At 60.4% G+C, this 12119-nt stretch carries 9 protein-coding genes; 2 read left to right on the top strand and 7 right to left on the bottom strand.

Annotated features, from left to right (window positions below):
• Positions 1 to 9 precede the first annotated feature (9 nt).
• Together V6607_RS20215 and V6607_RS20210 are read right to left on the bottom strand one after the other, a co-directional pair.
• Positions 10 to 1797 carry a thiamine pyrophosphate-binding protein gene (locus V6607_RS20215; protein ID WP_102604522.1) on the bottom strand — a complete coding sequence of 596 codons (1788 nt, stop codon included), beginning with the start codon at positions 1795 to 1797 and terminating at the stop codon, positions 10 to 12.
• Positions 1794 to 2513, bottom strand: a complete 720-nt coding sequence (locus V6607_RS20210; RefSeq protein WP_032898774.1) for a ThuA domain-containing protein — start codon at positions 2511 to 2513, stop codon at positions 1794 to 1796. The genes V6607_RS20215 and V6607_RS20210 overlap by 4 nt, the downstream gene beginning before the upstream one ends.
• Positions 2514 to 2801: 288 nt before the next feature.
• Between V6607_RS20210 and hisD the strand changes: the two genes are divergently transcribed.
• A complete protein-coding gene (gene hisD, locus V6607_RS20205; RefSeq protein WP_008431521.1) occupies positions 2802 to 4085 on the top strand; it encodes a histidinol dehydrogenase in 1284 nt (427 codons plus the stop codon).
• A gap of 922 nt (positions 4086 to 5007) precedes the next feature.
• On the opposite strand, the gene V6607_RS20200 is transcribed toward hisD, so the two are convergent.
• The 4 genes from V6607_RS20200 to V6607_RS20185 form a co-directional block, all read right to left on the bottom strand.
• Complete coding sequence (locus tag V6607_RS20200; protein ID WP_008430152.1) at positions 5008 to 6075, bottom strand: ABC transporter ATP-binding protein; 1068 nt, start codon at positions 6073 to 6075, stop codon at positions 5008 to 5010.
• A gap of 5 nt (positions 6076 to 6080) precedes the next feature.
• Entirely contained in the window at positions 6081 to 6872 is a 792-nt protein-coding gene (locus V6607_RS20195) for an ABC transporter permease (RefSeq protein ID WP_008430153.1), read from the bottom strand.
• A gap of 28 nt (positions 6873 to 6900) precedes the next feature.
• On the bottom strand, positions 6901 to 7836 hold the full coding sequence (locus V6607_RS20190) for an ABC transporter permease (protein WP_008430156.1): 936 nt from the start codon (positions 7834 to 7836) through the stop codon (positions 6901 to 6903).
• Between the two features lie 109 nt (positions 7837 to 7945).
• Positions 7946 to 9106, bottom strand: a complete 1161-nt coding sequence (locus tag V6607_RS20185; protein WP_008430158.1) for an extracellular solute-binding protein — start codon at positions 9104 to 9106, stop codon at positions 7946 to 7948.
• 759 nt (positions 9107 to 9865) lie between these two features.
• Here V6607_RS20185 and V6607_RS20180 point away from each other — a divergent pair.
• Positions 9866 to 10957: a thiamine pyrophosphate-dependent enzyme gene (locus V6607_RS20180; RefSeq protein WP_134326925.1), complete on the top strand. Its 1092-nt coding sequence runs from the start codon at positions 9866 to 9868 to the stop codon at positions 10955 to 10957.
• Here the strand turns inward: V6607_RS20180 and V6607_RS20175 are convergent.
• Positions 10948 to 11814 (bottom strand): helix-turn-helix transcriptional regulator, encoded by an 867-nt coding sequence (locus V6607_RS20175; protein ID WP_032899479.1) that lies wholly within the window; start codon positions 11812 to 11814, stop codon positions 10948 to 10950. The genes V6607_RS20180 and V6607_RS20175 overlap by 10 nt on opposite strands.
• Positions 11815 to 12119: the final 305 nt, after the last annotated feature.

The following is a 12119-nucleotide window of genomic DNA, read 5'->3' as shown; positions in this document are numbered from 1 at the left end:
CTCCGGCAGTTACAGGTGTTGTTCGGAATTACGGATTTGCCAGTACTCATCCTGGCGTTCGTCGGTGATGTATTCCGGAATCGGGAAGTCCCACCAGCCGGGCACCCAAGGGCCAGCCGCATCGCGGTCGGTGGGTACTTCGATCAGCACCGGCACATTCAAATCCAGCGCTTCCTGCAGGATAGGCTCAAGGTCTTCCGGGCGCTCCACACGGTAGGATTTGAGGCCGAAGGCTTCGCCCACCGCCTTGAAGTCCGGGCTGTAGGGCGTGCCGTCCGGGTGGTTGAATTCAGTGCCGATATGGCGGCTGGTCTGCTTGCGCTGGCCACCGCGAATCGACATGTAGCCGGCGTTGTTCTGGATCAGGAACACCACAGGGATATTGTTGGTCACGCAGATCGCAATTTCCTGGGAGGTCATCAGGAAATCGCCATCCCCGAGGATGCACACCACCGGCTGGTCAGGCGCCGCCAGCTTCGCACCGATGGCCGCAGGTACGGCCCAGCCCATGGACGAGAAGCCGCCGGAGGTCAGGTGGGTACGTGGCGTATAGACCGGGAAGGTCTGCTTTACCGCGCCCTGGGTGTTGCCCGAGCCAACCACCACGATGGTGTCCCGCGGGAACACTTTGCGCAGCGCGCCGAGGGGGCGTTGCGAGGTGAACGGAAAGCGATCGGAGTCACGACGGCCCGCCAGTTTGGTTTCCCATTCTTCCTGATAACCGCGCAGGTCGCTCAGGTACTCTTCGCGTTCAACCGTCTCGCCTTTCAGGCTTTCGACAATGGCGGCGAGGGCGTATTTGGCGTCGGCACAAATGCCCACGGTCACCGGGTAGTTCTTGCCGATTTCATGCGGGTCGATGTCGATGTGGATCAGCTTCGAAGGCGGGATCGCGAAGGTCACGCCCTTGGCGTAGCTGGACGACGACCAGTCGGTGAAACGGCAGCCCACGGCGATGATCACGTCTGCGGTGGACGCGACTTTATTGCCGCACAGGGTGCCGGTCTGGCCGACACTGCCGGCGAACAACGGGTGATCTTCCGGGAAGCCGCTCTTGCCGTTCCAGGTGGTGACCACCGGGATCTTCCAGGCTTCGGCCAGGGCGAACAATTCCGCGCTGGCTTCGCCGGTAATCACGCCGCCGCCGATCACCAGCACCGGGCGCTTGCTCAGTTTCAGCTCTTCCACTGCGCGTGCGGTGGCTGCCGGGTCCGGGAAGCATTTGCCGATCGGGGTGCGCTCTTCGAGGGCATGCAGGGTCACTTCAGCGGCCTCGGCCTGCACATCCATCGGGATTTCCAGGTGCACCGGCCCGGGGCGTCCGGTGACCATTGCGCTCCAGGCGCGGTGCATCATGAACGGCAACTCTTCAACACGGGTCGCCACCCAATGACGCTTGGTCACGGCCTCGGCGATTTTCGGGAAGTCGTTGTCGGTGTAGCGCTCCAGCTCCTGCAGCAAGCCATGGCCACGCATGTGGGTGGGTGGCCCGCCGGTGATCAGCATCAGGCTGGTGGAGTCGGTAAACGCGGTGGCCATGCCGATTACCGTGTTGGCGGCGCCGGCACCGATGGACGTCACTGCCGCCATCGGCTTGCCGCTCACCCGGTAGTAACCATCGGCGAGGTGCACCGCGCTCTGCTCATGGAACACCTGGATGAACTTGAGCTTGGAGTCTTCTTCGAGGAAGGCGTCGGTCAGGGTCCAGATACCGTGGCCGGGAATACCGGCGACGTATTCGACGCCATAGTTTTTCAGGGTTTGAGCCACGATCTGGCTGCCGGTCAATTTAGTCATGACAGGACTCCTTGGGTTGATGAAACGGAGGGGGTTGCCTCGGCGGTACTGGCTGCACGCCCGCGTGTCGCCCAGTTCAGGCCTTGCTTGGTCAGGCGGCGGATATTCGGGTCGGCGAGGTTGCTGGTGTCGTGCCCGATGGAGTGATAGAACACCCGGCCCTGGCCCCACTGGCGCACCCAGGCCACCGGGCTGCGATGGCCGTTGAGCCAGGGGAAGGGGTTGCCGTCGAAGGTGGTTTCAGCCAGCACATGAATGTTCGGGTCGACCTGCATGTAGTACTGCTCGGACCGTACCTCGAAATCCTCGACGCCCTGGGTCACCTCGTGGCTGTGGTCGATGACGTTGACCTGGTACGGGTGGGGAAAGCCTTCGCCCATCGGGTGTTCGAGGAATGAGCCGCCGAGCACCCAGTGATATTTGAGGCTGGCGCGAAACGCCGCGCCTGCGCCGTGCCAACCCACCAGGCCGGTGCCGCTTTCGATCGCTTCCAGCAGGCGGTTTTCCTGGGACGCGGTGAGCGTCTCGGTAGTGACGGCGTTGTTCCAGCCGATCACGATCAGGTCATAACCGGTCAAGTCCCTGTCCAGTGTGAAGATGTCGGTGGACTCTTCGACCTCGAAATCCAGTTCCTGGAAAACGGTGCGCGCCCATGCCGCAATTTCGTAGGGGAAATGGCCGGGCCAGCCACCGAATAGATACAAGACTCGACTCACGGTTGATCACCTCTTTACGTTGGGTGTGATTGTTAGGTTATACGTATAACCGCTTATTTAACCTATCACTCCGAATCCCTAAGTCAATGGGGCTTACATGTTTTTCATCGGGGGTTATACGAATAACGTCAGCAGCCCGCCGCAGTGCTTCAACACTGCGTCTGTGTTGCGTCAGGTTGCGTCACCAATAGGGAGGCTGCGAAATTGCCCGGGGCAGGGGGGTAGGAAAAGATGGTTGCCAATGCCGGGGGCATGTCGCGTGCCCTCAAGAACCACCTGGAGCCACTGATGATTCGTTACCTGAAAACGCCTAAACCGGTCGAAGCCCAAGCCGAGATTGCCGCCCAAGTCCGCGATACCGTTGAGCGCATCATCGCCAACGTCGCCCGTAACGGCGATGCGGCCGTACGTGAATACTCGAAGCAGTTTGATCAGTGGTCGCCTGTATCTTTCCGGCTGAGCGACGAAGAAATTGCCGCCTGCGTGGCGAGCCTGTCCGAGCAGGAAATCGGCGATATCACCTTTGCCCAGGCCCAGGTCCGGCGCTTCGCCGAGGTGCAAAAAGCCTCGATGCACGATGTGGAAGTCGAGACCTTGCCTGGCGTGATCCTTGGGCATCGCAATATTCCGGTGAACTCGGTGGCTTGCTACATTCCGGGCGGCAAGTACCCGTTGCTGGCGTCGGCGCATATGAGCGTGCTGACGGCCAAGGTGGCCGGGGTGAAGCGCGTTGTTGCGGCCGCGCCGCCGTTTGATGGCAAGCCTCATCCGGCCATTGTGACGGCGATGTATTTGGCGGGTGCCGATGAGATCTATTGCGTGGGCGGGGTGCAGGCGATTGCTGCGTTTGCGTTGGGCACCGATACGTTCAAGCCGGTGGATATGATCGTTGGGCCGGGTAATGCGTATGTGGCCGAGGCCAAGCGTCAGTTGTTCGGCAAGATTGGTATCGACTTGATTGCCGGGCCTACAGAGACACTGGTGATTGCTGATGACAGCAGCGATGTTGAAATCATCGCTGCCGATTTGTTGGGGCAGGCGGAGCATGGGGTTAATTCGCCTGCGGTGTTTTTGACGAACAGTGCGGAGTTGGCGCAAACCCTGCCGGCGGAGATCGAGCGGCAGTTGGCGATCCTGTCCACCGCACCGGTTGCTTCTGTCGCCTGGCGCGACTATGGCGAAATCATCCTGTGCGACAGCGTCGACGAGCTGGTGCAGGAAGCCGATCGCATCGCCTCCGAGCACGTGCAGGTGATGACCCGCGATCCGTTGTATTTCCTGGAGCACATGACCAATTACGGCGCGTTGTTCCTCGGTGAGCGCACCAACGTTTCCTATGGCGACAAAGTGATTGGGACCAACCACACATTGCCTACCACCGGGACTGCGCGGTACACCGGCGGGCTGTGGGTCGGCAAGTTTATCAAGACGTGCACGTATCAGCGGGTGCTGACGGATGAGGCTTCGGTGTTGGTAGGGGAATACTGCTCGCGGCTTTGCGGGATGGAAGGGTTTGCGGGGCACAAGGAGCAGGCGGATATTCGGATTCGTCGTTACAAGAAGCACGGTTGAGGGTACATATCCGTTGTTTGGGTAACGGCCTCTATTGGTTCCGCTCTTACAGCGGCTCACTTTTGAAGAGCGCAAAAGTAAGCAAAACGCTCTTGCCCCACCACTCGGCTCCTCGCCTAGGCTCGGAGTGCCCTCACTCCGGCTTTGGACCGTGGGCCGCCGTCATGGGCCATCCTTGGCCCAGGACGGCTAACCCGGCGTCCTGCCGGGTTACCCACGCTCCAAAGCCTGCGTTCGGCCAGCGTGGTTTAACGGGGCGCCCAAGATCAAAAGCAGATCAACAGCACAGCGGCCTACCGGCCGGCTTGAGTGTTTAGAAGCAAAATCAAAAGCTAAAGCGGGCACGGTCCACTGTAGGAGCTGGCTTGCCGGCGATAGCATCAACTGGGTGTGTCTGATGCACCGAGGTGTCTGCATCGCCGGCAAGCCAGCTCCTACAGAAAAGCAGCTCTGCTTTCGCTCTGGATCTTGCCTTTGCTTTTAACACTCAGGTCGGCTCTCAGGCCGCCGTGCTTTTGATCTTCATCTTGATCTGACTGCCCCAATAAGCCCGAGGCCGAACGCAGGTATTGCGCAGCGGGTAAACCGGCAGGACGCCGGTTTACCCGCGACGGGCCATGGATGGCCCGCTTCGCGGCGGCCCGCTTCGCGGCGGCCCGCTTCGCGGTGCCGGAGTGAGGGAACGCCGAGCCTAGGCGAGGCGCCGACAGGCGGGGCAGAGCCCTAATGAGATGGTCAGCCCGGCACGGGCCCCCGGTAAATCTAGACTTACCGGAGGGCCCACTTCCCGCTCAATAAAACCGACCATTACTCTCTTCCCCCCGGGCAAAAAAAACGCCAGACCAGCCTCCCGTGAAAGAGCGCATGATCCAGCGTAAAAATGAACCTCGGCTGCTTCAGCCAGGCCCCATGTTCAACCCCTTCAGACCGGAATCACCACAAAGCTTTCCGGTTTGCAGGTCAACGCCACGTTCGTACCCGGCGGCAGTGCGTGGCTGCCGGGAGTCGGTAGTTGCTGGCATTTGAGATCAAGCGTGCCACCGGCCACCTCCACGCGGTAGATCACCCGATTACCGATAAACGAAGTGTCCTTGACCTTCCCGGCAAACGCACCGTCGGCCAGTGCGGCGCCCAGAGCCGGCTCAAGGCCGATGGTTTCAGGCCGGATCGACACATTCACCGGCCCTGCACCCACGCCGCTTTTAGCGGTGTGGGCATAACGCCCAAACGGCAACTCGACCACGCCACCGAGCCCATACGTGCCGTTGACGATATTGGTATCGCCGAAAAACCTGGCGGCAAACAACGTGCGCGGCGACCAATACATTTCCTGCGGCCCGCCGATCTGCTCGATGCCACCCTTGTTCAGCAGTACCACACGGTCCGACAAGATCATCGCTTCGTCCTGGTCGTGAGTCACATACACAAACGTGGTGGAAGTCTCTTCGTGGATGCGCTTGATCTCGTTAAGCATGTGATGGCGAATCTTCAGGTCCAGGGCCGCCAGCGGCTCGTCCAGCAGCAACACCGCCGGGCGATTCACCAGTGCGCGGGCCAGGGCCACACGTTGCGCCTGCCCGCCACTGAGCTCGGAGATCCAGCGGCTCTTGAAGCTTTCCAGTTGCACCAGTTCCAGCGCCTTGTTCACTTCACGCTTGATCTCATCCTTGGGCTTCTTCTTCAAACGCAACCCGAAGGCCACGTTGTCGAACACGTCCAGGTGCGGGAACAGCGCGTACTTCTGGAACACCATATTCACCGGGCGGTGTTCAGGCGCCAGGGCGGTGGAGTCCTTGCCGTCGATCACCACTTTGCCGGTGGTGGGCTCTTCGAAGCCAGCAATGATCCGCATCAGGGTGGTCTTGCCGCAGCCACTGGGGCCGAGCAGGGTCAGGATCTCGTTGCGTTTTACCGTGAGGTCGACTTTGCCCAGGGCAGTGAGGTTGCCGTAGCTCTTGGAAATCCCGGTCAGTTCAATACTGTTGGTCATGGTGATTACTCTGCAGTTTCAGCACGTTCAAGTTCGAGGCGGCGACGACGCAAGGTCATGACCAGGCCGGCAATGGCGATGATGGCGATGGTCACCACCAGCATGAATACCGAGGCGGCATTGATGGTGGGGCTGACGGCGCGGCGCATCATCGAAAGAATCATGAGGGGCAGCGTGGTGTCGCTGCCGGTGACGAACACGGTGATCAGGAATTCATCCATCGACAGCGCCACCGCGAGGATCGCGGCGCCGGCAATGGTTGGCCCGATGATCGGCAGCGTCACCAGCCAGAACGCTTTGAGGGGCGAGGCGCCGAGGTCACGCGCGGCCTCCTCGAACGACAGGTCGAAATACTCCAGCCGTGAGCGCACCGACTCCACGAAGAACGGAAAGGTGAACAGGGTGTGGCCGATGATCACCGTCAGCAGCGAGCGGGGCAGGCCGACCAGTGAGAAGAAAATCACCAGTGCAATCCCCAAAAACAAACCGGGCAAGGCGATGGGGGCGAAGTTCATGAACGCGAACACCGCTTTTACCCGGCCTTTCATGCGCATCAGCGCCAGGGCCGAGAACGTGCCCAGCAGCGTGGTGAGAATCGCCGAACCGGCGGCGACGATCGCACTGTTGGTCAGGGCTGTCATGAAGTCCGAACTGCTGAACAGCGCCTCGTACCAGCGCGTGGAAAAACCCTCGAACGGGAACGACAGCGAGGCGGACGAGTGAAAGCTGAACAGCGCGATAATCGCGATGGGCGCGTAGAGGAACAACATGTAGACGTAAGTGAATAACCGGATCATGGCGAGTTACCTTTTTTATGAGCGGCAGTCAGTCGTGGTAACGCTTGCCGGGTGCCAGGTTGGCTGCGCGCAACACCCCCAGCAGCAACGCGTACACCAGCATGAACACGATCAACAGCAGATAAGCCATCGCCGCACCGAGTGGCCAGTTACCTACCGAGCGGAACTGGTTGGCGATCACCAGCCCGGTGGTCATCGCATCCCGGCCGCCCAGCAGTTGCGGGGTGACGTAGTCGCTGGCGGCCAGCACGAAGGTGAACATGAAGGAGCTGACGATGCTCTTGTGGGCCATCGGCATGATCACCCGCCACAGAATGGTGACACCGCCGGCGCCCAGGTCGGCAGCGGCCTCCAGGTAGTCCTTCTTGATGTCCCGCAGGCCCGACACCAGCAGCAACAGAGTGAAAGGCAGCATGATGTGCACCAGGGTCAGCACCACGGCGAACTTGCTGAACACCAGCCACTCCAGCGGCTGGTCGATCAGGCCGAAGTGCAGCAGGGTGGAGTTGATCACGCCGTTGGTGCCCAGGATCGAGCGCCATGCGTAGACCCGTACCAGGTAACTGGAAAACCACGACACCAACGCCAGGTACAACACGGCGTTGGAGCGTGTGCGGTACACGATGTAATAGGCCACCGGCGCACTGATCACGGTGGAGAGCAGGGCGGTCCAGAAGCCGTTTTGCAGGGCGATCCACAGCGAGTCATAAAACCCGCTGGCGCTCAGGGCCTTGGCATAGTTGGCCAGGGTGGCGGCGGGCTCCATGCTGAAGGTCTTGGCGGTCCAGAAACTGGCAATCAGCAACAGTGCCGACGGAACCAGAAAGAACACCACCAGAAACAGCAACGGCGGCGACGCCAGCCAATACCCGCTGAGGGTTCTCTTATCCATCTTCACGTGTTTACCGACCCTTGAATCGCCGTCGTCCAGGGGCATGGACTCGGTGTTGTTGACTACGGTCATGATGAGGTTGCCTTTGCGTTTTTATTCGAGAGTCAGGGCGCGTTGACCCGTGGGGCGCGTGTTGATGAACACCCACCCCAAGGTTGCCAGCGCCGGCGTGCCAAGCGCTCTAGAACGAGCCTTTGAAGTTCGCCCACTGATCGATCCATTCCGCATAGGTCACATACTTTTCGGAGCTCAGGGGCGGTTGGCCATAGAGTTTGGATTTCTCGAAGAAGCTGTCGAGGTTCGCGTAGTCAAAGGTGTTTCTCAGGTCCTCGGGCAGCAGCGGCACGGCCTTGGGGTTGACCACGCCGGAGAACATCGTGGTTGCCATCTTGGCCTGGGTATCGGGCTCCAGGGTCTTGTTGATGAACTCCAGGGCCAGGGGAATATCCTTGGCGGTTTTCGGGATGAACAACGCATCGCACCACAGCGCTGCGCCTTCGCTGGGCACCGACAGGGCAGTGGTCACGCCACGCTTGATGGTTTCGCTCGGGGTGTTGGCGGAGGCCGAGAACACCGCGTCCACTTCACCCGATACCAGCAGCGATACCGCGTCACCCGACGAGGCCGCGAACACGCGGCATTGATCACGGTACGGCTTGAGTTTTTCAAAGGCGTCGTTGAATTCGGCGCGGGTCAGGTTGGGGTACTTGTCGCCGTAGCCGGCGATGGTCGCGATCAGCGACCAGTTCGAGGTGCCGTCATCGACAAAGGTCAACTTGCCCTTGAGCTTGGGGTCCAGCAGGTCGGTGTATTGGGTGGGCTTTTTGACGTTCTTGGGGTTGTAGATGATGGTGTTCATCCCCCACAGCAACGGGATGCCCCATTGCTTGCCGTCCCAGTACCAACGGCTGCCCTTGTAGAACAGCGCGAGGGTATTGTCGGCGGAATAGTTGGGGATCTTCGTGGTGTCGATGGCCTTGAGCAGGCCCATTTCCTGATAGATCTTTTCGTAGCCCAGGGCGTACATGGTCAGGTCGAGCTGCACTGGATCGGAGCCTGCCAGCCGGGCGGTGATGTCGTCCTGGTTGCTGGCATAACTGGAGCGCACGGTAACGTTGCGTTGCTTGCGCCAGTCGGCGAGTTCGGCGTCGCCGGTTTCGCCTTCCCAGCCGAGGATTTCCAGGTGCCCGGTGGTGGCGGCAAATGCGCTGGGCACGAACGAGCCGAGGTACAAGCCTGCGGCAGAGGCGGCAGCGCCCAGCAGGAACGAGCGTCGTTTCAAACTGAGGGAATTGAAGTCAATGCCGGTCAAACCATAACCCGTCTCTATTTCTTTTTTCATTTCGAGTTCCTGCCTGGGTGGTGGGTGCAAATGTTGAGCGACCTGCAAGGCATGGGCCTGGTGTCGATGCCAGGTGCGTCCTTTTGTATGCAGTCAGTTGGATCGGCAGTGTTATGGCCAGCATTGATTCCATGCTGCTGGGGAGGGTGGTAAGGCCTCCACTGTTCCGATTGACTCTTCCTTGGCGGGGCGACGCACGCTTATTCCGGGCTGCAGGGTGTTGCGGGCCTGAAGCGGTGCGCCCAGCGCTTGATAGGCTCGGCTTGTTGTTTTCATGGGTTGAGTATTGAGCGGGGAGGCGGGGGGCTCAATTTCGCAGGGGGGTTAAAAGCGACGCACTCTGACGCATTGGAGTGACCTAAGCGGCGCACGTGGGGGGCCAGGGGTTTCTGGGGGGATCCGTAGCAAGAGCACGGCGGCCTGAAAGCCGACCTGCGGGTTAGAAACCAGAGCAGAAGCAGAGCGGCTTTTCTGTAGGCGCTGGCTTGCCTGCGATGCAGACAACTCGGTACATCAGACACACCTGGGCGATGCCATCGCTGGCAAGTCAGCTCCCACATTTGACCGTGCCCGCTTTAGCTTTTGATTTGGCTTCTAACACTCAAGCCGGCCTGCAGGCCGCTGTGCTGTAGTGAGCCCCAATATCTGCGTCAATCTGCGTCTCTTTTACCCAAGGTGCGAAATTGAGCCCACCCCGCACCAGGCGAATACTCCAAGCCTGATCCCGGCCCAGACGCCGCGCATTCGCTGGAGTATCGAGTGAAATTCACAGGTGGCCAAATCATCGCCAAGGCACTCAAGGCCAACAGTGTCGACTACGTAGCCGGGCCCCCGGGCGACGGCGCCCGGGCCCTGGTGGAAGCGCTGCTGACCCCGGGCACCGACATCCCCTTTATCCACGTCATCCAGGCCCACAGCGCCGTGCACCTCGCCGACGGCTACTACCGTGCGTGCGGTCGCCCCATGGCCGTCGTACTCACGGGCCCCCTGGGCATCCCCTCAGCCCTGGGAGCCCTCGCCACCGCGCACCAGGACGCCTGCGCGCTGCTGGTCATCAGTAACGCCCAGCCCGAAACGATAGCCGCCAACGTCATGAAAGATCACGCGACGGTTTCGACACTACAACAGCTACCCCAAGCCCTGCGCCAAGCCTTCGACACCATGCTGAGCGCCCATCCCGGCCCTGTCAGCCTGTCCATTGACGACGCCCTCCAAGGCGCCTGCACCAACGCCAGCCTGCCACCCGCCACCCTGCGTGCAGAACCCCAACCCACCCCGCGTAAAATCAGCGTACTGCGCGAAGGCCGCGCTTCATCCTCCGTGCTGGAAAACGACGCCATTCTCGTCATCGGTAGCGGCCCCACCCAGCCCATGGCCCGCAAAATGTTCCCGGTGCATTACCCCGGCAGGCACTTGTGCGCCGGCAACCCCGCCACCCTCGGCTGGGCCGTCCCGGCAGCGATCGGCGCCAAGCTCGCCATGCCCGCCCGCCAGGTGGTCTGTGCCGTGGGCAGCCGGGATTTCCTGCAGTCGATGCAAGAGATGGCCGTGTGCGTGATGCACAGCATTCCGGTGGTGTTCCTGGTCTTCAACAGCAGCGGTGACGAAGCCCTGGGCGACGTACAGACGCCGCCCATCGAGCAACACCGGGCCGGTGAATTCAACCTGCCGGATGGTAAACCCTATGCCCCGGACTTCGCTGGCATCGCCCGAAACTTCGGCCTTGAAGCCTGGCGCGTGGAACACGCGTCACAACTCAACGCGACCCTCGTCAAAGCCCTCAACAGCAAGGGCCCGTCGCTGGTTGAAATGATGACGGCACGCCAGCCCCTGCAGGTCCTTCAGTCCTGACCGCCCCAGACAATGGTGGCGTTGTCGCCGGTCATGTATTCACGTACGTCCAGCGGGATCGACTGGTCGCTGGGCAACAGCACCGTTGCATTGCGCAAGTGGTGCTTGCGGATCTTGCCCTTGTCCACCAGTCCCAGCGCCATGCGCGTGGAGAAAGGCTGGCGGAACGAGGACGACGCCACACCCGTCACCAACCCATAGAGAAAACGGATCGGCCGACGATGCTGCGGCGTCAGGATCGAGAACGTCATTTCGTTACGTTGCTTGCCTTCGAAATCCACCATGAACAGGCGATCGCCCAGCAGCAGGCAGAACCCGTGGTAGGTGAATGAATAACCGATCTTGCCGCTGCCATCGCGCAGTGGAAAGCGCTCGACGGTGACGTACTGCACCATCGAGTCGGCGCGGTACAGGCAGGTGACCGAACGCAGGATCCGGCCCTTGTAGATAGATGAATTGTGGTAGCGGTAATACACCCCCAGATAGTCTTCGAGCACGTCAGCCGACTGCTTGGCCAGCGGCAGGAAATGATTGAACTGCTCCGAAGCCCGCAAGCCGGTGGGCAGTTCGTTTTCATAGCCTTCATAGAACTTCTTGAACTCGGCGGGTGGGCGGAAGAGGTCTTCGGCTTCCATCATGAAATAGCGGCCGATCTTTTGCAGAATCTTCTGCGACGGCACGTGCTGGCCCACCAGGTACTTGTTGAACTGCTGGCGGTTCACATCAACTTTGCGGCACATGTCGGCCACCGACCGGCAGGACTCCACGAGCGTGCTCAGGTTCTTTTGCACATTGGCCTGCAAGTCGCTGCGCGCCTGCTGTCGCTCGGGGTGGGAGGTGGCGGCGGCTAATGACAGGGGCGATGAGTCCGGGCGGCTGGGCATTATTATCTCGATGTACTTGGCTGGGTTAAGGCGCCAGTTATTAAAGTTATAGCGCAGTTATCGAATAACCTTGGGCATAACCGTAATAACCGTTTAAGCGTTTGAAACTTCCGATCATTACCAAAGCATCTTTCATGCCGTTTGTTTAAGTTAAAACATGAAGTTTGAGCATAACTGAATGCGTCAGATTGTAAGCGCTTTTGCTGAAGGTTCGGCGCCAGTGCGTTGTGGTTTTCACGGGTCAATCGTGACGGTGGCGGTCCGCCCAGTAACACATT

It is taken from the genome of Pseudomonas sp. KK18 (assembly GCF_037094675.1).
Classification (GTDB): domain Bacteria; phylum Pseudomonadota; class Gammaproteobacteria; order Pseudomonadales; family Pseudomonadaceae; genus Aquipseudomonas.
Note: the sequence above shows the minus strand (reverse complement) of the source record. Positions and strands in the feature narration are given on the sequence as shown.